We start from the raw sequence: 18,809 nt of genomic DNA on the forward strand, positions 1-18,809 counted from the left end.
GCAACAAATCCGTGATTTAAGCGGTCGACAAGCAGCGGGGGCTGCGCAGAAAGACGTCGGGGGCGCAATGACGGCTTGGAACGCGGACCAGGGCGAAACCGGCGTCAGGCCGAGCTTCCAGGGCTCGGCCGGCGAGATGTTCCCGATCGTCTTCAAGGGCCTTGCGCTCACCGTCCTGACGCTCGGCGTCTATCGCTTCTGGTACCTCACCAACGTCCGCCGGTTCCTGTGGAACCGCGTCGAGGTCGGCGGCGACTATCTCGAATACACCGGCCGCGGCGTGGAGCTCTTCATCGGCTTCCTCATCGCGCTCGCGGTGGTGATCCCGCTCTATGGCGTGATCTTCTTCCTGAGTTTCCTGCTCGGGCCGATCGGCACGATCGTGTTCCAGAACGTCGCCACCGTGGCGATCATCTTCCTCGCGCAGTTCGCGCTCTTCCGGGCGCGGCGCTACCGGCTCACCCGCACGATCTGGCGGGGCGTGCGCTTTCAGCAGACGGGCTCGGGCCTCGCCTACGCCGCCAAGTCGCTCGGCTGGGCGATCCTCGTCATCCTGACGCTGGGCCTCGTCTACCCCTGGATGCGTGCGAGCCTCGAGCGCTACAAGATGACCAACACCTGGTACGGCGACCAGCAGGGCGCGTTCTCCTCGACCGGCGGCCAGCTGTTCAAGCGCGGCTTCCTGCTGTGGCTGCTGTGCGTCGTCGTCATCGTGGGCCCGATCGCGGTGCTGGCGGCGCTCGAGATGCGGACGCCGGGCGCGGCCCAGGCCTCGCCCGCGCACGCCGCGCTCTTCGTGCTGTTCCTGCTGCTGCCGGTGGTCTTCGCCGTCTATCTCGCGATCGAATACCGCTGGTGGGCGAACGGCTGCTCGATCGGTCCGGCGGCGGCGAGCTGCGACCTCGGCCTGTTCCAGTTCTTCAAGGTCTACGCCGGCTATTTCGGCGTGGTGCTGCTGTTCTCGATGGCCGTCGGCGCCGTGGGCGGGCTGATCGCCTATCTGCTGCACGCCAACGGCGTGCTCCAGGCGACCGAGCCCGGCCCCGCCCAATACGCCGTGATGGCGGGCGGCGTGCTGGTCTATTTCGTGATCGCGCTCGCCTTCGCGGCGCTCTGGCAGCTGTTCGGGGTCCGGCCGATCTGGCGCAAGTCGTTCGAAAGCGTCGAGATCTTCGGGCTTCCGGCGCTGATGGCCGCCCAGTCGCAGGCGCCCGTGGCCAACGCCTTCGGCGAAGGCATCGCCGACGCGATCGATTTCGGCGGGTTCTGAGCCGAAGCGCATGGGCGGCGCGGCGCGGCCTCTGGCAAAGTCGCTCCCGCGCCGGGGCCGTCCCGTCGCGACCGACGACATGTATCGGGCGTAGCACGTGACGAGCAGCGGAACGGGCGTCTTCTTCGACGGGCTCACGAGCCGCCGGCAGGACGTCCATGTCGCCCTTCAGGACGCGACGCTCGAGATCCTGCGTCCGGACGGCGCGCGGCTCGACATGTGGCCGCTCGGCCAGCTCCGTGAACTGTCCGCGCCGCCCGAACTCCTGCGGCTCGGCCATGACGGCGGGAACGCGCTCGCCCGGCTGGAGATCCGCGATCGGGCGCTCGCCGCGCAGATCCGCGCCTCCGCCCCCCGCCTCACCGCCGCGCTCGCCGAGGAACGCGGAACGACCCGCAAGGTCGTGCTGTGGAGCCTCGCGGCCATGGTCTCGGTCTCGCTCTTCACCTTCTACGGCGTGCCGGCGCTCGCCGACCGGGTCGCCCCGCTCCTGCCCTGGAGCGTCGACCGACACATGGGCGACATCGCCGACCGCCAGATCCGCGCGGTGTTCCCGACCGATCCCGGCGGCTTCGAATGCGGCGCCTCCTCCGAGGAGCGGCCCGGCCGCGAGGCGCTCGACCGGCTGACGAAACGGCTCTCCGACGCCGCGGCGCTCCCTGTCCCCATCAAGGTGACGGTGGTGCGCAGCGACTTCGTCAACGCGCTCGCGCTGCCGGGCGGCGGCGTCTACCTGTTCCGCGGACTGCTCGACAACGCCCGTTCGGCCGACGAGATCGCGGGCGTGCTCGCCCATGAGATCGGCCACGTCGCCCATCGCGACGGCGCGCGCCGGGCGTTGCAGGCGGGCGGGGCGTCGCTGCTGTTCGGCTTCATCCTCGGCGACGTGGTGGGCGGCACCGCCGCCATCACCATCGCGCGCGTGCTCAGCGAAGCGCACTATTCGCGGGCCGCCGAAACCAACGCCGACGACTACGCAGCCGACCTGATGAAAAAGATCGGAGCCGATCCGCGCCCGCTCGGCGAATTTCTCTCGCGCCTGACCGAGGGCGCGTCCGAACCGGAGGCCGACCAGGACAAGGCCGGCAAAACGGACGACGCCGGCGAAAAACCGACCGAGACCGAGAAGCGCAAGGAACGCTCGCTGCAGAGCTGGATCTCCTCGCATCCCGAAAGCGAAGAGCGCCGTCGCCGCGTCGACGCCGTCGCGGGCGACGGGCCGTTTTCGCCTGTGGTCGACGGCGCGGATTTCCTCGCGATCCAGCGCATCTGCGGCAAACCCTCATGACCTATGTACTGAGGCCTGAACCGCCGAAGCGCTCGTTCTTCGCAGGGGCGGCGCTGTCGCTCGCCTTCTTCGCGCTGCTTGTGACGCTCTACGCCGCCGCGCTGATCCGATTCCGCGCGATCGAGGCCTCGGCCGCGTTTCCGGCCTTTCTCGCAGGGCTCCTGCTCGCCGCGCTCGCAGTACCCCTTTCCCTTGTCGCCATGACCGTCGTCTGGCGGACGGGGCGCACGGGCGGCGTGCGGGCGTTGTTCGCGCTTCTGATCGCAGCCGCGACCCTCGCCGGGCCCGCTTACGTCGCAGGCGCAGGAGTGGCGGCGCCAGCGCTCACCGACGTCTCGACCGACCTCGTCGACCCGCCGCGCTTCGACAGGGCCCCGCGGGACCGAGCGCGCGTCGACCTCCCCGCCCCTGTCGCCATATCGCCCGCGCAGGCCGAGACGCAGCGCGCCGCCTATCCGGACCTCGCCTCTCTCCGCCTGCCGCTGCCGCCGGAGGAGGCGTCGAACCTTGCGATCGGCGTCGTCGAGGAACGCGGATGGCGCCTGCTCGGGCCGACGTCCTATCCGCGCGGCGGTCCCCCGACCGGCCGGATCGAGGCGGTGGCGCGCACGCCTTTGCTCGGCGTCTCCGACGACGTGTCGATCCGCATCCGCGCCGACGGCGACGGCTCGCGCGTCGACATGCGCTCCGCCTCCCGCTTCGGGACGCGCGATTTCGGGACCAACGCGGCGCGCATCAAGGCGTTCTTGGCCGACCTTGCGGCGGCCGCCAACGTCGCGCCCTGAGCGTCAGGCGGGCCGATAGAGCCCATCGAGAAGCGCCGGCCCGTCGGTCGCGACGATTCCGCGCTCGACGAGATCCTCGAGATGGGCGAAGACCGAAAGCCCCGCGGCCTTCGCAAGCCGTGGATCGAGCCCGCGATAGAGCTCGGCGACGAGATCGGGAATGCGCCGCGGCCCCTCGGCGAGCCGGGCGCGGATCGCGGTTTCGCGCATCAGGCGATGGCCGAGGAGGTGGCGGGCGAAGGTCCTCGCGTTCCTGAGCGCCGGCCCGTGGCCCGGGAGGTAGAAGTCCTCCTCGCGCTCGATCAGCTTTCGCAGGGAGGCGACGTAAGGCCCCATCGCCCCGTCGGGCGGCGCGACGATCGAGGTCGACCACGCCATGACGTGATCGCCCGACAGCAGCAGGCGGCTTTCCGGCAGCGCGAAGCACAGATGGTTCGCGGTGTGGCCGGGCGTCGCGACCGCGACCAGCGACCAGCCCGGTCCCGAAATCCCCTCGCCGTCCGCGAGCGCCTGGTCGGGCTGGTAGGCGAAGTGGACGCCGGCGTCGAGCGCGCCGGTCTCGCCGTCATGCAGGCGGCGGAAGCGAGCATGGGCCGCCGCCCCCACGATCGGCGCGCCGGTCGCCGCCGAGACCGCCGCCGCGCCTTCCGAATGGTCCATGTGGCTGTGCGTCACGACGACGTGGCTGACCGTCTCGCCGGACACCGCCCCGAGCAGCCGCGCCCGGTGGCGGGCGTCGTCGGGACCGGGATCGACGATCGCCACCACGCCGCGGCCAACCACGTAGCTCGCGGTGCCGGTGAAGGTGAAGGGCGAGCCGTTCGGCGCCACGATCCGGCGGACGTTCTCGGCCACCTCCACCACCTCGCCGGGCGAGGCGTCATGCGTGGTGTCGAAGACCAGGTCGTCGGCCATGCGAGCTCCCGAACGAGATCGGTTGCGGCGGGGCCGTCCCGCGGCTATCCATCCGATCCGTCGGCGCATTACGCCGTCGATGGGGCGTAGCCAAGCGGTAAGGCAGGGGATTTTGATTCCCCCATGCGGAGGTTCGAATCCTCCCGCCCCAGCCAATCCAAGACGATCGACGCCAAAGCGCCTTCTGCCGGCGGCCGCAGATATTGCGCTATCGCAATGCAGTTAGCCTTATTCGCATTGTTGCGCTTCGTTGGCGTAATATCGACATGACGCCTAGAGCGACGGCCGACATATGAGCCGGCGCCGCTCATCCAAAGGAGAGCGTCATGAAAAGCATCGTCTATGGTTTGGCGGCCCTGGCCGTCGCGAGCACCGCCGCCGTCGCGGATCCCGTCACGCCCGCCACCATCACCGGTTATTCGGCCTCGGTCGCGGTCGCGCGCGGCGTCCCGCTCGACGGCTCGGCCAACGCATCGCTCGATCGCCGCGCGCCGCAGTTCCGCCAGTCGGCGGCCGACGACGCGACCGCTGGACGCCGCGTCCTGCGCGTCTCGAACGAGCGGACCGTCAGCGCGCGCTGATGCGGTCTCCCGGCGACGGCGCGGAACGGCGCCGCCGCCGGTCTCAGCTCAAGGCCGGTTCAGAATCGGCCGCGGGCGCTCGAAGCTGACGCGCCCGCGCTTCAGTCCCCAGAGCGGTGCGGTGATCGAGGCGAAGGCCTCGTCGGCGTCCGCAGCGTCCATCACGACGAGATCCGCCGCCGCCCCGACGCGCAGGCCGTAGTCGCCGAGGTTCATGAAGCGCGCGGGGCTTTCGGTGACAAGGTCGAGGCACGCGCCGAAGCCTTCCGGCCCCACCTGCGCGACGTTGGCGTAGAGATTGGCCATCCGCATCAGCGACAGATCCCCGAAGGGCGTGAAGGGGTTCTGGACGTTGTTGGTCGCGACCGAACAGGCGACGCCGTGCGCGGCGAGCTCATGGACGCGCGTCACGCCGCGGGGGCGGTCGGCGTCGCGGTCCCGCCCCATGAGGAAAAGGTCCGTGGCCGGCAACGCGGTCACCGCGACGCCTGCGTCCGCAAGGCGTCGCGCGGCGGCCTCGAACGCCTCGCGCGGCATGGCCGAGAGCTTGACGTGCCCGATCGCCACGCGTCCGCCCCTGCCCGTCTCGACCGTCTTGCGGCACACCTCCTCGACCCATGAGGTCGCGGGATCGAGGTCGAAGTCGAGATGCAGGTCGAGGTCGACGTCGAACGCGCACGCGAGATCGAACAGGCGGTCGATCTGCGCGGAGGGATCGGAGTCGGTGTAGGGGCAGCCGCCCAGAAGATCGGCGCCGTCGCGCAAGGCTTCCACCAGCAGCTCTTCGCATCCAGGATCGTTGGTGAGCCCCTCCTGCGGAAACACGCAGAGCGACAGGTCGAGCGCCCAGGCGTAGTCGCGCTTCGCCTGCTTGAGCGCCCGGAAGCTTCTGAGGCCCGCGCGCGGATCGACCTCCACATGGGTCCGCATCCGCGTGGTGCCGTGGCCGATCGCGCGGTCGAGGCAGGCGGCCGCCCTCGCCAGAACGTCGTCTTCGGTGAAGCCGCGCTTGAGCGCCGAGACGGCGGCGATCGCGCCTTTGAGGTCGCCATGGTCATGGCCGCAGCGGCCGAGCAGGCACGCCTTGTCGAGATGGACGTGGCTGTCGACGAAGCCCGGCAGCAGAAGCCGCCCCCCGGCGCTCCGGACCGGCGCGTCGGCCGCGATCTCGCGCTCGATCGCGACGATCCGCCCCGACGCGATCCCGATCGCCACGGGCTCGTCCCGCCCGCGAAGGCGAGCGTCGGTCACCACGAGGTCCAGATTCATTTTGGTCTCCGCCTGCTCCGGTTCGGCGTGCATCATGCATCGCGATCGGCCTATGCTCGCAACGTCCGCAGCTTCAGGGGACCCTCATACGATGTCCGACGACTTGCCGCCCGACGCCGCGCTGGTGCGCGATTTCCTGGAAGCCTCGATGGCGCCGGACCCCGACCGGGCCGCGACCTTCATGGCCCCGGACGTCGAGATCACCTTCACGGGCGGGCGCAAGTTCAGCCATCCGAGCGGCACGACCGGCGTCAACGCCCGCCGCTACAAATGGGTGAAGAAGCGCCTTGGCCGGTTCGACGTCGCGCCGGGCGACGGCGAGACGGTGGTCTACAGCGTCGGCACGCTCTACGGCGAGTGGCCGGACGGCGAGCCGTTCGAGGGCAACCGCTATGTCGACCGCTACGTGGTGCGCGACGGCAAGATCGTGACGATGGACGTCTGGAACGACAGCGCCGAGCGCATCCTCGTGCGTAAAGGCATCGACGCCTGAGCGCCGCGTCCGAAGTCGCCGTCTCGGCGCTGTTCGACGGCGCGACGCTGCGCACGGACGTCGCGCTGCGCCACGAGGACGGGATCATCGTCGCGATCGAGCCGCTCGACGGCCCGGCGCCCGGCCCGCGGAGGCTGGCGATCCCGGCGCTCGTCAACGCGCACGACCACGCGCGGCCGCTGTCCTCCAACTCGTTCGGCGCGGCGTTCACGCCGCTCGAGTCGTGGCTGCCGCGCACGATCTTCGCGACCCCGCCCGACCCCTATCTCGCCGCCCTCGCCCCGCTCGCCCGCGCGGCGCGGAGCGGCTGCGGGGCCGTGATGGTGCATTACACGCGGCCGAGCGGGACCATGCCGATCGTCGAAGAAGCCCGGGCGATCGCGAAGGCCGCCGCCGACGTCGGCGTGCGGATCGCCTTCGCGCCGGCCGTCAAGGACATGAACCCGCTGGTCTATGGCGACGAGACCGAGGTTCTGGACGCCCTGCCCGAAGCGACGCGCGCGCTGTTCCGCGAGACATTCGTGCGGCCGCCGACGAGCCCCGAAAGCTATCTTGCGCTCGTCGACGAGCTCGCGGAGGCGATCTCGGGCCCGTTCGTCGACGTCCAGTACGGGCCGGCCGGCCCGCAATGGTGCTCGCCAGCGCTCCTCGAGGCGATCGCTGAGGCGTCGGCGCGCACGGGACGGCGCGTCCACATGCATCTGCTCGAGACCGAGCGGCAGCGCCTCTGGGCCGACAGCGCGCATCCGGACGGGATCGCGCCGTTTCTCGACGGGCTTGGACTGCTGTCGGAGCGCCTGACGCTCGCCCATTGCGTCTGCGCCCGCCCCGACGAACTCGACCTCATCGCGGCTTCGGGCGCCCGCATCGTCACCAACTTCAGCTCCAACATGCATCTGCGCTCAGGCCTCGGGCCGATCGCCGAGGCCCATCGGCGGGGCGTGCGCGTCGCCGTCGGCGTCGACGGCGCGGCGCTCGACGAGGACGACGACATTCTGCGCGAGATGCGCCTCGTCCATGGCGTGCACGCAGGCTCCGGCCTTTACGCGAACTGGACGCCTGCGGAGTTTCTGGCGCTCGCCGTCGCGTCCGGCCGCGCCGCCGTCGGCGCGCCCGGCGACGGGGCTCGCGCCCGGGCGGCCCGCGGATTTCTGCGTGCTCGACCTCGACGCGCTCGACCGTGACGCGGTCATGCCGGTCGACCCGCTCGATCTTCTGTTCGCGCGCGCGACCGCCAGCCATCTCCGCGAGCTGGTCGTGGCGGGCCGCAGCGTCGTCTCGGACGGCAAGCTGACGAGCGTCGATCTCGACGGCGCGGAGGCCGAGCTGCGGGCCCGGTTCCGCCAGGACGTCGGACGCTACGCCGAGCTCGACCGCGGCTGGCCGTGCTTTGACGCCGCGCTGCGCCACTGGTTCCAGGGCTGCGCGGGCTGCGGATGACGTCCTAGCGCCTTGCGGCCAAAGCCTCCGTCGTTCGGCGGCGACAGTCGCCGTGGGAGCGCCCTACCCGGTCAGGACCAGTCTTCCGGCGCAGTCGGCAGAGGAACGTTTTCCGATGTCGCGCTCGATTAGGATCTGCGCACGAATAAGGCGGCGAACGCCTATTCTTCAGGCATCCGGACGGCGTCGCGCGCCTCGTTGGCGAGCACGACGCGCTCCAGCAGGCGCATGAAGGTCGCCTGCTCGGATCTGCTCAGTTTCGAGATGGTCTGCTCATGCGCCGCGCGCGCCGGCTCGCGGATCCGTTCGAGCAGGTCCGCGCCTTCCGCCGTCATCCTGCACTCCTGCGAACGCCGGTCCCGCTCGGAGGTCACGCGCTGGATGAGTCCCCGGCTTTCGAGGCGTTTCAGGCCGCCTGTGGTGGTGGTGCGGTCCAGGGCGACGAGACGCGCCAGCGTCGACTGGTCGGCCGTTCCGCACTCCGCGAGCGCCGTCAGCAGGCTGTATTGCAGCGGCGTGATCCGGAATTCGGCGCAAAGCTCCATGAACAGGCCCACATGGATCTGGTGAAGCCGCCGCGCGAGAAATCCTGGCCGCCCGGCGAGCGGCCAGGATTCCTTGGAATCTCTCGAATTTTCATCGTCCGCCATTGATCCGCTTCGCTCCTCTGGCCGGCCCTCGGTCGAGCCGACGCCCGCTTCTGGCATGCCGCGTGCATACGAAATTGCGAAGCATACTTCGCTTTTTCGCCTGCGCTGCAAGACGCGGGCCGCGTCACGGAGGACCACAATGGCGGAAGCCCCCGGCTACGATCTGCTGCTCAAGGGCGGCAGGGTGATCTGCCCGGCCAGCGGGATCGACGGCGTCCGCGACGTCGCCGTGAAGGCGGGGAAGATCGCCGCCGTCGAGGAGGCGATCCTTCCGAGCGCCGCGCGCGAAGTCGTCAACGTGGCGGACAAGCTCGTTCTGCCGGGCATGATCGACACCCACGGCCACGTCTACCAGTACGTCACCGGCCGCTTCGGGCTCGAGCCCGACATGGTCGGCGTGCGTTCGGGCGTCACCACGGTGATCGACCAGGGCGGCCCGTCCTGCATGACGCTGCCGGGGTTCCGCAAGTTCATCGCCGAGCCCGCCGAGACCAACGTGCTGGCGTTCCTCTCCGCCTATCTCGTCGGCGGCCTCGAGGGCCACTTCTACCCCAACCTCTACCAGCCCGACTGCGTCGACATCGAAGCGACCGTGCGCTCGGCGAGCGCCAATCGCGACATCGTCCGCGGCATCAAGGGCCACGCCGAAATCGGCGGTTTCGCGCGCTGGGGCATCAGGGTGATGGAGATGGCGGCCGAGATCGCCCGCCGCTCGGAAGTGCCGCTCTACGTCCATTTCGGCCAGCTCTGGGGACTGCCCGAGCATGGCGTCAACGGCGAGGACGCCGACACCATTCTCGAGCGCGTCATTCCGCTGCTCAAGGAGGGCGACGTGCTCGCCCATCCGTTCACCCGCCATCCGGGCGGCTTCGTGAACCGCGAGGGCGAGCTGCACCACGTCATCCAGGCGGCGATCGACCGCGGCCTGAAGGTCGACGTCGGCCATGGGAGCCACTTCTCCTACCGCCTCGCCAAGCAGGCGCTTGCGGCCGGCGTCGTGCCCCACACGCTCGGCGCCGACATGCACGGCTACAACACGCAGGTGCCGGAGATCCCGGTCCCGCTCGGCACGCCGGAAGAGCATGAGGACGACGAGAACCACCCCTTCAAGGGCCAGGCGCGCTTCAGCCTGACCCAGGCCATGAGCTCGATGATGACGCTCGGCCTCGACCTCGAATACGTGGTCAAGATGGTGACCACCCATCCGGCCAAGATGCTGCAGATGGAGGATTCTCTGGGCTCGCTCGCCGTCGGCCGCACGGCGGACGTCTCGGTGCTCGACGACGTCCGCGGCCGCTTCGTGCTGCGCGACAACGAGGACCATCGCGTCATCGCCGAGCGCCTGCTGCAGCCGGCCTTCTGCCTGCGCAAGGGCAAGAAGATCGACTCGGACTCGCCGATCCTCCCGCAGGCGATCGCCGCGTGAGCGACATGGCCGCGGCTCCTGCCCCGCTGGCGGGGCCATCCCCGCAGGATGTCTGGGAGACGCTCTCCCAGGCGGAACGCGACGCCGCGTACAACAACAACGCGGCGGTCGCCAACAGCGCGGAGCTGGTCGCCGAGCGCGACCGGCTGGCGGCCGAATTCCGTTCGGCGAACGGCTCGAAGCTCGACCTGAAATACGGCCCGAAGCCCGCAACCGGATCGACGTCTACCGCTCCGCGGATCGCGACGCCCCCTGCCTCGTCTTCATTCATGGCGGCTATTGGCAAAAGAATTCGCGCGAGGTCTTCGCGCATTACGCCGAAGGCGCGCTCGCGGCCGGATGGTCGGTCGCGATGCCGAGCCACACGCTGGCCCCCGAGGCGAGCCTCACCGAGATCGTCGCGGAGCTCGGCGAGGCGCTCGACTGGATCGCCCGCGAGGGCCGCCAGCACGGGCTGAACGGCCCGGTCGTGCTCGCCGGCTGGTCGGCGGGCGGGCACCTCACCGCAATGCTGCTCGGCCATTCGGCGGTTAAAGCGGGGCTCGCCGTCTCGGGCGTCTACGAGCTCGGGCCGATCCGCGACACCTTCCTCAACGCCGCGCTGAAGCTGACCGACAAGGAGATCACGACGCTGTCGCCGCTCTCGCTGCCGGTCGTCACAAAGCCGATGGCGATCGCCTACGGGACGGCGGAAGTCCCGGCGCTCGTCCGCGACAGCCGCGCGCTCCACGCGAAACGCTCTGAAGCCGGCGCCGGCGGTCCGCTGATCGCCATCGAAGGCGCGGACCACTTCACCATCCTCGACGAGTTCCGATCTGCCGACGGCGCGCTTGTGAAGGCGCGCTCGCGATCCTCGCCGAAGCCAAGTCCCGGGCGGCGGCATGAGCGCGCCCGAGCGGATATCCGGCGAAGGCGTCGGCGCCCGGCTCCCTCGCAAGGAAGACGAGCGCTACATGCGCGGCCGCGGCCAGTATGTGGCCGACATCAAGATGGCCGGCATGCAGGACGTCGCCTTCGTGCGGAGCCCGCTCGCGCACGCCCGCATCCGCGCGATCCGCGTGCCCGAAGACATCCGTTCGCAGGTATTCGTCGCCGCCGACCTCGACGGCGTCCTGCCGATCCGCGCGGTGTCGGGGCTTCCCGGCTTCAAGGTCTCGGAGCAGCCGGTGTTGGCCTTCGAGAAGGTGCGGCAGGTCGGCGAGCTGATCGCCATGTGCGTCGCCCCGACACGCGCTGAAGCCGAGGACCTCGCCGCGCGGGTGGAGCTCGATCTCGAGGAGCTACCCGCGCTCCACGACATGCTCCTTGCGCGGAAGCCCGGCGCGGCTCTCGTCCACGAGCACTGGGGCGACAACGTCTTTCTCGAGACCTTCGTGGACATCGGCATCGAGAAGGCGTTCGACGCAGCCATCAAGGTGAGCCGCACGATCTCGACCGCGCGCCAGTGCATGGCCCCGATCGAGGGCCGCGGAACCATCGCGCATTTCGACGATCGCCTCGAACAGCTGACGCTGCACACCGCCTCCCAGATGCCGCACATCGTGCGGTCGGGCATGTCGGAATGTCTCGGCATCGAGGAAGGCGCGATCCGCATCGTCTCGCCCGACGTCGGCGGCGGCTTCGGCTACAAGGGCATTCTTCTGGCCGAAGAAGTCTGCCTCGGCTGGCTGGCGCTGCGCCTGCGCCACCCGGTGCGCTGGATCGAGGACCGCCGCGAGCATCTCTCGGCCAACGCAAATTGCCGCGAGCACCACTACGAGATCACGGTCTACGCCGACCGCGACGGAACGATCCGCGGCGTCGACTGCGAGGCGACCGTCGATAGCGGCGCCTACTCCGCCTACCCCTTCTCGGCGTGCCTCGAAGCCGCGCAGGTCGCGAGCATCCTGCCTGGCCCCTACGATTTCCCGGCCTATCGCTGCCGCACCTGGTCGGTCGCGACGAACAAGGCCCCGATCCTTCCCTATCGCGGCGTCGCGCGCACCGGCGTGTGCTTTGCGCTGGAGCTCGCGCTCGACGCGGTGGCGCGCGAGGCGGGCCTTCCGCCGGAAGTCGTGCGGGCCAAGAACCTCGTGCGGCCCGAGCAGATGCCGTTCGACAACATCACCAAGAAGCACTTCGATTCCGGCGACTACCCGCAGGCGCTGCGCCGCGCCGTCGAGGCGATCGACGTCGAGGCGGTGCGCGCCCGCCAGAAGCGCGGGGAGCCGGACGGCCGCCGCATCGGCCTCGGCCTCTCGATCTATTGCGAGCAGGCCGCGCACGGCACGTCGGTCTATTCGGGCTGGGGCATCCCGATGGTGCCCGGCCACGAGCAGGCCGGCGCCCGCATCACGCCCGACGGCGGGCTGGAGCTGCGGATCGGCTCGCACAGCCACGGCCAAAGCCTCGAGACGACGCTGACGCAGGTCGCGCACGAGATCCTCGGCGTGGCCGTGAAGCGCATCCGCGTCGTCCATGGCGACACCGCCATGACGCCCTACTCCACCGGCGCCTGGGGCTCGCGCATGATGGTGATGGCGGGCGGCGCGGTCGCCGCCGCGGCCAAGGAGCTTGTCGAGCGCCTCAAGGCGATCGGCGCGCATCTGCTGCAAGCAGACCCATCGGAGGTCCGCTACGAGACCGGCCGCGTCATCGGCCCCAACGGAGACGTCTCGGTCCAGGAGATCGCGCGCTGGTACCGGCGCCCGCAGGATCTTCCGCCGGGCGTCCATGGCGGCGGGCTCGAGGTCACGGCCGGCTACAAGCCGGTGCGCGACAGCGGCACCTTCTCCTATGCGGCGCACGCGGTGGTCGTCGCGGTCGACGCCGAGATGGGACAGGTCGAGATCCTCGACTACGTCATCGTCGAGGACGGCGGGGTTCTGGTGAACCCGATGGTGGTCGACGGCCAGATCCTCGGCGGCCTCGCGCAAGGGGTGGGCACGGCGCTCTACGAAGAGATGCCGTTCGACGGCGCCGGACAGCCGCTCGCCTCGACCTTCGCCGACTACCTGCTGCCGGGCGCGGCGGAGGTGCCGGCCCCGCGCATCGACCATATGGAGACGCCCTCGCCCTACACGCAGTTCGGCGTGAAGGGCATCGGCGAAGGCGGCGCGATCGCGCCGCCCGCCGCCATCGCGAACGCGATCAACGACGCGCTCGGCTCGCTCGGCGTCGAGATGCTGGCCTCGCCGGTCTCGCCGCGCCGCATCGTCGAGGCGGTGCTGAAGGCGCGCGCCAAAAGCGCGTCGGACGCTCCTCATGCGCGGGAGGACGCGGCATGAAGGCGGCGCGCTTCGAGCTCTTCCGCCCGCGACCTTTCCGAAGCGCTCGACCATCTCGCGGGGGCAACAGGTCTCGTGAAGGTTTTGGCCGGCGGTCAGTCGCTCGGCCCGATGCTGAACCTGCGCCTCGTCGAGCCCGACGCGCTCGTGGACATCGCAGGGATCCCGGAACTCCGCCGCATCGACCGCGAGGCCGACGCGCTCGTGGTCGGCGCTGCGTCACCCACGCCGATTTCGAGGACGGCCGCGCTCCCGACGTCGGGACCGACATGATGGCGCGCGTCGCTGCAGGCATCGCCTACCGCGCCGTGCGCAACCGCGGGACCATCGGCGGCAGCCTCGCGCATGCCGATCCGGCGGCCGACTGGGTCTCGACCCTTTCGGCGCTCGGCGCCGAGATCGAGATCGCCTCGCGCGCCGGCCGCCGGCGCCTCGCCATCGGCGCCTTCCTCACAGGCGCGCTTTCGACCGCTCTTCAGCCGGGCGAGTTGCTCGTCTCCGTTCGTATTCCGCTGGTCTCAGGCGCCGCGCGCTTCGGCTACGTCAAGCACGCCCGCAAGATCGGCGAGTTCGCGCATGCGATCGGCGCCGCGCTCGTCGATCCCGAGCGCGGGATCGCGCGCGGTGGCGGGCGCGATCGACGCGCCGCCGCTCGTCTTCGAGGACGCCGCCGACCTCTACGACCGCTCGACCGGCCTCGACCGCGAAGAGACGGGACGGCGGCTCGCCGCCGCCGCGTCGAGGACATGGTCGACCGGCACATCCATGTCGAAGCGCTCGCCGCGCTGGCGCAGGGCCGACGCGCCGGCTCCCACGCTGAGGAGCGCGGCATGAACGCCCCCGTCCGTCTCCACCGCGCGGCGCGACGCCGGTCGCGCTCACCGTCAACGGCCGCGCGATCGAGGCCGAGGTCGAGCCGCGCACCCATCTCGCCGACTTCCTGCGCGAGGACCTTAACCTCACCGGCACGCATCTCGGCTGCGAGCACGGGGTCTGCGGCGCCTGCACGGTCTCCGTCGACGGCGAGCCGGCGCGCTCCTGCCTGACGTTCGCGGCCACTTGCGAGGGCGCGCGCGTCGTCACCATCGAGGGTTTTGACGACGACGAGCTGATGGGAGAACTCCGCGCCGCCTTCAACCGCGAGCACGCGCTCCAGTGCGGCTTCTGCACGCCCGGCATGCTGGTCACCGCGCGCGATCTCGCTCTCAGGCTTCCGGAGGCCGACGAGCGCCGCGTGCGCGTCGCGCTCGCCGGAAACCTTGCCGCTGCACCGGCTACGTGGGCATCACACAGGCGATCCTGTCTGTCATCGCGGATCGAAGGGCGCGAGGGATCGCGCCGGTGACGGGCGAGCGCGGGCTGGGCCCGGTCGGCGCGCATCTCTCCCCTCCCCCTGGCGGGGAGGGGTCGGGTGGGGGTGGCTCAGGATAAAGCGCAGCCCTACGCCCACGCTTCGAGCCAGATCCGGAACCACCCCCACCCTCACCCTCCCCGCAAGGGGGAGGGGGCGGACACCTCGCGCTCCGAACTCCCGAGCGACTTCACCCCGGCGCATACGCTCGAACAGCGTTTCTCCGTCGCCCATCCCCCGAAGACGTATTCGCCCTGTTCGGCGACGTGCGCGCGGTGGCGGACTGCCTGCCGGGCGCTTTCGTGGACGCCACGCCCTCGCCCGAGCGCGTCGAGGGCGGCATCAAGGTCGGGCTCGGGCCGATCACCGCCTCGTTCCGCGGCGTGGCCGCCGTCACCCGCGAGGAGGCCTCCCGCTCCGGCCGCATCCTCGGCGCCGGCGCCGACGGGCGCTCGGGCGCGCAGGGCGAGATCCGCTACCGGGTCGAGCCCGGCGCGCAAGCCGGCACGTCCGAGATCGTCATGCAGGTGGGCTACACGCTCAAAGGTCCGCTGGCGCAGTTCGGCCGGCCCGGCCTCGTGCGCGACATCGCGGCCCGGCTCACGGCCGAATTCGCAAAGAACCTCGAGGCGCGCCTGTCGGGCGCGCCGGTCCAGGCCGGCGGGCAAGCCCCGGCCGGCGGGCTGAACCCATTCCGCCTCGTCGCCGCCCTGATCGGCGACTGGCTGAAGCGCCTCCGGTCCGGCGGCGCCCCCCGATGATTTTCCGCATTCCCTCCATGGAGATGGCCATGCCGACGTTCCGCATAGCTTCGATCGCCGCCTTGGCCCTCGGCCTCGCGGCTCCCGCCTTCGCCGCCGACACGATCAAGATCGGGGTCAACCAGCCGCTGACCGGCCCGTTCGCGGCGTCCGGCGCCTACGTCGTCAACGGCGCCAAGATCGCGGCCGACGAGGTGAACGCCCGAGGCGGCGTGCTCGGCAAGAAGATCGAGCTCGTGGTCGAGGACAACAAGTCCAACCCGACCGAGGCCGCCGCCGTCGCCGAGAAGCTCATCACCTCCGACGAGACGCCCGTGATGATGGGCGCCTGGGGCTCGAGCCTGACGCTCGCGGTCATGCCGAAGCTCGAAGAATACGAAGTGCCGATGCTGGTCGAGACCTCCTCGTCCGGCAAGATCACGACCTCCGGCAACCCCTTCGTGTTCCGCATCTCGCCGCCGTCGGCGCTGGAAGCGGAAATGTTCGCGCCGATGGTCGAGAAGATCGGCGTCAAGAAGGTCGATTTCCTCGTCATCAACAATGACTGGGGCCGCGGCGCGGCGGCCGACTTCGGCAAGATGCTGAAGGACAAGGGCGTCACCGTCGGCCTCACCGAGACCATGGACGCGAGCGCCCAGGACATGAGCGCCCAGCTCGCAAAGATCAAAGGCACCGACGCCGACACGCTGATGATCACGGCCGCCGTCGACCAGCTGACGCTGGTCTTCAAGCAGATGGCCGCGATGGGCGTGAAGAAGCGCGTCATCACCACCGGCGGCTCGCAGAACCCCGACCAGATCGTCGCCCAGGCGGGCGCCGCGGCCGAGAAGACCATGCACCTCACCACCTTCCTGCCCTGGGATCCGGCCAAGACCCCGGACCCGAAGGCGACCGACTACTTCCTCGCCGAGTGGAAGAAGCGCGGCTACCCCTTCGCCGGCGCGACCGAGAGCTTCCGCGGCTATGACGGCGTCCGCACCATCGCAGCGGCCATCGAGAAGGCCGGATCCGCGGAGTCCAAGGCGATCCAGAAGGCCTTCTGGGAGATCGAGCTCACGGGCCTCAACGGTCCGATCAAGTTCGCGAAGTCCGGCCCGGCCGGCAAGGAAAGCGGCCAGTCCAAGCCCGGCGTCTACCTGATCCAGATCGCCGACGGCCAGATCAGCGAAGTGAAGCTGTGAGCTGACGGAGCGACGCCCTGCTCCCCTCCCCCTTGCGGGGAGGGGTCGGGGGGTGGGGGTGGCTCCGGAAGAGGCGAGAACGGTGAAGGCGCTCTACGCCGATCCTCGGCTCGATGTTCTGAACCACCCCCACCCCTCACCCCTCCCCACAAGGGGAGGGGAATTTCCGACACGTAGCATTCCAAGTCTCAAGGCGGCCCTCGTGGACCAATTCCTGCAACACCTCGTCAACGCCATGGTGCTGGGCGGCGCATATGCGCTGCTGGGCATCGGGCTGACGCTGATCTTCGGCATCATGAACGTGGTGAACTTCACCCACGGGGCGCTCTACACCTTCGGGGCCTATGCGATGTACATCGCCTCGGTCTCGCTCGGCCTGAACTTCTTCCTCGCGCTGCCCGTCGCGATCGTGGCGGGCCTCGCGCTCGGCGCGCTGATCGAGATCCTGCTGCTGCGGCCGCTCCGGGGCGCGGACATCGACACCACGATGCTGGTGATGATCGGCGCCGGCATCATCCTGCAGTCGAGCACGCTCTGGACCTTCGGCGGCGTGGCCAAGGCCATCCCCAACCCCTTCCCCGACGCGCCGATCGCCTTCCTCGGCGTCTCGATCTCCTGGATCCGCCTGTTCGTGCTGGTCGCGGCCGCCGCCCTCATCGTCGGCGCCTACGCGATGATCAACGGCACGCGGCTCGGCCGCGCCATGCGCGCGACCTTCCAGGACGCCGACACCGCGGCGCTGATGGGCGTCAACGTCAAGGTCATCTACACCGCGACCTTCGCGCTCGGCTCGAGCCTCGCGGCGGCGGCCGGCGCGCTGCTCGGCCCGGTTTATGTCGTGTTCCCGCAGATGGGGGATCTTGCGGCCGTAAAAGCCTTCGCGATCGTGATCCTCGGCGGCCTCGGCTCGATTGCGGGCGCCACCATCGGCGGCTTCGTGCTGGCCCTCGCGGAAGAGTTCGGAGCCGGCTACATCTCCTCCGGCTACCGCGACGCGATGGGCTTCCTGATCATCATCGCGGTCCTTCTGGCCAAGCCCACGGGCCTCTTCGCCCGCGCGGAGCGCGTCGGATGACCCGCTATCTCCCGCCGTTCATCCTGCTCGTCCTCGCCCTGCTGCCGCTTGGGCTGAGGGACCCGTACATCCTCAACGCCCTGATCACCGGCGGCATCTTCGCCATCGGCGCCATCAGCCTGAACCTGCTGCTCGGCTTCACCGGCCAGCTCAGCCTCGGCCACATCGCTTTCTTCGGCATCGGAGCCTATGCGAGCGCCCTCACCGCGCTCGGCTTCGACGTCGGCCTCCCGTTCGGCGTTCGTATCGTGCACGAGGGCGCGCATCCCTTCTTCGGGTTCCTCGCGGCGATCATCGTCTCGGGCATCTGCGGCTACGTGGTCGGCCGGCTCTCGTTCCGCGTCCGCGGGGCCTATTTCGTGATCGTCACGATCTGCTTCGCCGAGGTCGTGCGACTCGTCGCGCTCAACTGGATCGAGCTGACCCAAGGGCCTCTGGCGCTCACCTCCATCCCCTTCATGAAGCTCGGGCTCCCGGGCGTCGGCGAGCTGACGCTCCGCACCAAGATCCAGAACTACTACCTGATGCTCGGGGTCGCGGCGCTCGCCTATCTGGTGGTCGCGCGGCTCGTCCATTCGCGCTTTGGCCGCGCCATGCGGGGGTTGAAGGAAAACGAGCAGCTCGCCGTGTCGGTCGGCGTCAACGCCACCAAGACGCTCACAGTCGCCGCCACGATCTCGGCCGCGCTCGCGGGCGCGGCAGGCAGCCTCTACGCCCATTACTTCCGCATCATCGATCCGGATGTGTTCCTGTTCACCTACACGGTCACGATGGTGATCATGGTGGTGTCGGGCGGCAAAGGCACGCTCGCAGGCCCCGTCATCGGCGGCGTGATCTTCGGCACGCTGCCCGTGGCGCTGCGCCCCTACATGGCGCCGGAAGCCCAGTGGATCGTCTACGGCGCTGTGCTGATCCTGATCCTCTTCCTCATGCCGCGCGGCATCGCGCCCTTCCTCGACGACCTGTTCAAGGGACGGCTGAAGCGCGCCAAGACCCCCTCGTCCGTCGTCGCCAAACCCCAGCTCGAGGGCCAGTCATGAGCGGCTCTGCGATCGCCG

At 70.0% G+C, this 18,809-nt stretch carries 19 protein-coding genes, 1 tRNA gene and 1 pseudogene; 18 read left to right on the forward strand and 3 right to left on the reverse strand.

From position 1 onward, the window contains the following. Window positions 1-67: 67 nt before the first annotated feature. The 3 genes from K6K41_RS00085 to K6K41_RS00095 all read left to right on the forward strand — a co-directional run bounded on the left by K6K41_RS00085 (window position 68) and on the right by K6K41_RS00095 (window position 3,343). Complete coding sequence (locus K6K41_RS00085) at window positions 68-1,270, forward strand: YjgN family protein (RefSeq protein ID WP_261403434.1); 1,203 nt, start codon at window positions 68-70, stop codon at window positions 1,268-1,270. Between the two features lie 97 nt (window positions 1,271-1,367). Next, window positions 1,368-2,558, forward strand: a complete 1,191-nt coding sequence (locus tag K6K41_RS00090) for a M48 family metallopeptidase (protein ID WP_261403435.1) — start codon at window positions 1,368-1,370, stop codon at window positions 2,556-2,558. After that, entirely contained in the window at window positions 2,555-3,343 is a 789-nt protein-coding gene (locus K6K41_RS00095; protein WP_261403436.1) for a DUF1499 domain-containing protein, read from the forward strand. Before K6K41_RS00090 ends, K6K41_RS00095 begins: the two co-directional genes overlap by 4 nt. Before the next feature lie 3 nt (window positions 3,344-3,346). Here K6K41_RS00095 and K6K41_RS00100 read toward each other — a convergent pair whose 3' ends face one another. Then, window positions 3,347-4,258, reverse strand: a complete 912-nt coding sequence (locus K6K41_RS00100) for an MBL fold metallo-hydrolase (protein WP_261403437.1) — start codon at window positions 4,256-4,258, stop codon at window positions 3,347-3,349. An 80-nt stretch (window positions 4,259-4,338) separates the two neighbouring features. On the opposite strand from K6K41_RS00100, the gene K6K41_RS00105 reads away from it, so the two are divergent. Together K6K41_RS00105 and K6K41_RS00110 are read left to right on the forward strand one after the other, a co-directional pair. Then, window positions 4,339-4,413, forward strand: a tRNA-Gln gene (locus K6K41_RS00105). Between the two features lie 171 nt (window positions 4,414-4,584). Then, window positions 4,585-4,839 (forward strand): hypothetical protein, encoded by a 255-nt coding sequence (locus tag K6K41_RS00110; RefSeq protein ID WP_261403438.1) that lies wholly within the window; start codon window positions 4,585-4,587, stop codon window positions 4,837-4,839. A 48-nt stretch (window positions 4,840-4,887) separates the two neighbouring features. On the opposite strand, the gene K6K41_RS00115 is transcribed toward K6K41_RS00110, so the two are convergent. After that, window positions 4,888-6,108, reverse strand: a complete 1,221-nt coding sequence (locus tag K6K41_RS00115; RefSeq protein WP_261403439.1) for an amidohydrolase family protein — start codon at window positions 6,106-6,108, stop codon at window positions 4,888-4,890. A 91-nt stretch (window positions 6,109-6,199) separates the two neighbouring features. Between K6K41_RS00115 and K6K41_RS00120 the strand changes: the two genes are divergently transcribed. The 3 genes from K6K41_RS00120 to K6K41_RS29190 all read left to right on the forward strand — a co-directional run bounded on the left by K6K41_RS00120 (window position 6,200) and on the right by K6K41_RS29190 (window position 8,041). Beyond that, window positions 6,200-6,601, forward strand: coding sequence for a nuclear transport factor 2 family protein (locus K6K41_RS00120; RefSeq protein ID WP_261403440.1), 402 nt, complete (start codon window positions 6,200-6,202; stop codon window positions 6,599-6,601). Between the two features lie 179 nt (window positions 6,602-6,780). Next, the gene (locus tag K6K41_RS00125; protein WP_315855255.1) at window positions 6,781-7,785 is read left to right on the forward strand and encodes an amidohydrolase family protein; all 1,005 of its coding nucleotides are present in this window, start codon (window positions 6,781-6,783) and stop codon (window positions 7,783-7,785) included. Further along, window positions 7,757-8,041, forward strand: coding sequence for a hypothetical protein (locus tag K6K41_RS29190; RefSeq protein WP_315855113.1), 285 nt, complete (start codon window positions 7,757-7,759; stop codon window positions 8,039-8,041). The genes K6K41_RS00125 and K6K41_RS29190 overlap by 29 nt, the downstream gene beginning before the upstream one ends. Window positions 8,042-8,202: 161 nt before the next feature. On the opposite strand, the gene K6K41_RS00130 is transcribed toward K6K41_RS29190, so the two are convergent. After that, entirely contained in the window at window positions 8,203-8,691 is a 489-nt protein-coding gene (locus K6K41_RS00130) for a MarR family winged helix-turn-helix transcriptional regulator (protein WP_261403441.1), read from the reverse strand. A gap of 139 nt (window positions 8,692-8,830) precedes the next feature. On the opposite strand from K6K41_RS00130, the gene K6K41_RS00135 reads away from it, so the two are divergent. The 10 genes and pseudogenes from K6K41_RS00135 to K6K41_RS00180 all read left to right on the forward strand — a co-directional run bounded on the left by K6K41_RS00135 (window position 8,831) and on the right by K6K41_RS00180 (window position 18,791). Then, complete coding sequence (locus K6K41_RS00135) at window positions 8,831-10,117, forward strand: amidohydrolase/deacetylase family metallohydrolase (protein WP_261403442.1); 1,287 nt, start codon at window positions 8,831-8,833, stop codon at window positions 10,115-10,117. Between the two features lie 5 nt (window positions 10,118-10,122). Further along, window positions 10,123-10,958: pseudogene (locus K6K41_RS00140) on the forward strand (alpha/beta hydrolase); the annotation flags it as partial. A gap of 40 nt (window positions 10,959-10,998) precedes the next feature. Continuing rightward, window positions 10,999-13,383 carry a xanthine dehydrogenase family protein molybdopterin-binding subunit gene (locus K6K41_RS00145; RefSeq protein ID WP_261403443.1) on the forward strand — a complete coding sequence of 795 codons (2,385 nt, stop codon included), beginning with the start codon at window positions 10,999-11,001 and terminating at the stop codon, window positions 13,381-13,383. Window positions 13,384-13,458: 75 nt separating this feature from the next. Further along, a complete protein-coding gene (locus K6K41_RS00150) occupies window positions 13,459-13,656 on the forward strand; it encodes an FAD binding domain-containing protein (RefSeq protein ID WP_261403444.1) in 198 nt (65 codons plus the stop codon). Continuing rightward, the gene (locus tag K6K41_RS00155; RefSeq protein ID WP_261403445.1) at window positions 13,653-14,429 is read left to right on the forward strand and encodes an FAD binding domain-containing protein; all 777 of its coding nucleotides are present in this window, start codon (window positions 13,653-13,655) and stop codon (window positions 14,427-14,429) included. Before K6K41_RS00150 ends, K6K41_RS00155 begins: the two co-directional genes overlap by 4 nt. Further along, the gene (locus K6K41_RS00160; RefSeq protein WP_261405863.1) at window positions 14,324-14,728 is read left to right on the forward strand and encodes a (2Fe-2S)-binding protein; all 405 of its coding nucleotides are present in this window, start codon (window positions 14,324-14,326) and stop codon (window positions 14,726-14,728) included. The genes K6K41_RS00155 and K6K41_RS00160 overlap by 106 nt, the downstream gene beginning before the upstream one ends. A 272-nt stretch (window positions 14,729-15,000) precedes the next feature. After that, on the forward strand, window positions 15,001-15,495 hold the full coding sequence (locus K6K41_RS00165; protein WP_261403446.1) for an SRPBCC domain-containing protein: 495 nt from the start codon (window positions 15,001-15,003) through the stop codon (window positions 15,493-15,495). 29 nt (window positions 15,496-15,524) lie between these two features. Beyond that, window positions 15,525-16,676, forward strand: a complete 1,152-nt coding sequence (locus tag K6K41_RS00170; protein WP_261403447.1) for an ABC transporter substrate-binding protein — start codon at window positions 15,525-15,527, stop codon at window positions 16,674-16,676. Window positions 16,677-16,878: 202 nt separating this feature from the next. After that, the gene (locus K6K41_RS00175; protein WP_261403448.1) at window positions 16,879-17,751 is read left to right on the forward strand and encodes a branched-chain amino acid ABC transporter permease; all 873 of its coding nucleotides are present in this window, start codon (window positions 16,879-16,881) and stop codon (window positions 17,749-17,751) included. Next, window positions 17,748-18,791, forward strand: coding sequence for a branched-chain amino acid ABC transporter permease (locus K6K41_RS00180; protein WP_261403449.1), 1,044 nt, complete (start codon window positions 17,748-17,750; stop codon window positions 18,789-18,791). The genes K6K41_RS00175 and K6K41_RS00180 overlap by 4 nt, the downstream gene beginning before the upstream one ends. The last annotated feature ends 18 nt before the right edge of the window (window positions 18,792-18,809 follow it).

It is taken from the genome of Chenggangzhangella methanolivorans, assembly GCF_019797865.1.
In the GTDB taxonomy this organism is placed as follows: Bacteria; Pseudomonadota; Alphaproteobacteria; order Rhizobiales; family Methylopilaceae; genus Methylopila; species Methylopila methanolivorans.

What these genes read in the sequence shown, in the direction of transcription:
- K6K41_RS00085 (WP_261403434.1), top strand. Translation starts at nt 68, where the DNA reads ATGACGGCTTGGAACGCGGACCAGGGCGAAACCGGCGTCAGGCCGAGC.
- K6K41_RS00095 (WP_261403436.1), top strand. Translation starts at nt 2,555, where the DNA reads ATGACCTATGTACTGAGGCCTGAACCGCCGAAGCGCTCGTTCTTCGCA.
- K6K41_RS00100 (WP_261403437.1), bottom strand. Translation starts at nt 4,258, where the DNA reads ATGGCCGACGACCTGGTCTTCGACACCACGCATGACGCCTCGCCCGGC.
- K6K41_RS00110 (WP_261403438.1), top strand. Translation starts at nt 4,585, where the DNA reads ATGAAAAGCATCGTCTATGGTTTGGCGGCCCTGGCCGTCGCGAGCACC.
- K6K41_RS00115 (WP_261403439.1), bottom strand. Translation starts at nt 6,108, where the DNA reads ATGAATCTGGACCTCGTGGTGACCGACGCTCGCCTTCGCGGGCGGGAC.
- K6K41_RS00120 (WP_261403440.1), top strand. Translation starts at nt 6,200, where the DNA reads ATGTCCGACGACTTGCCGCCCGACGCCGCGCTGGTGCGCGATTTCCTG.
- K6K41_RS00130 (WP_261403441.1), bottom strand. Translation starts at nt 8,691, where the DNA reads ATGGCGGACGATGAAAATTCGAGAGATTCCAAGGAATCCTGGCCGCTC.
- K6K41_RS00135 (WP_261403442.1), top strand. Translation starts at nt 8,831, where the DNA reads ATGGCGGAAGCCCCCGGCTACGATCTGCTGCTCAAGGGCGGCAGGGTG.
- K6K41_RS00145 (WP_261403443.1), top strand. Translation starts at nt 10,999, where the DNA reads ATGAGCGCGCCCGAGCGGATATCCGGCGAAGGCGTCGGCGCCCGGCTC.
- K6K41_RS00155 (WP_261403445.1), top strand. Translation starts at nt 13,653, where the DNA reads ATGATGGCGCGCGTCGCTGCAGGCATCGCCTACCGCGCCGTGCGCAAC.
- K6K41_RS00170 (WP_261403447.1), top strand. Translation starts at nt 15,525, where the DNA reads ATGCCGACGTTCCGCATAGCTTCGATCGCCGCCTTGGCCCTCGGCCTC.
- K6K41_RS00180 (WP_261403449.1), top strand. Translation starts at nt 17,748, where the DNA reads ATGACCCGCTATCTCCCGCCGTTCATCCTGCTCGTCCTCGCCCTGCTG.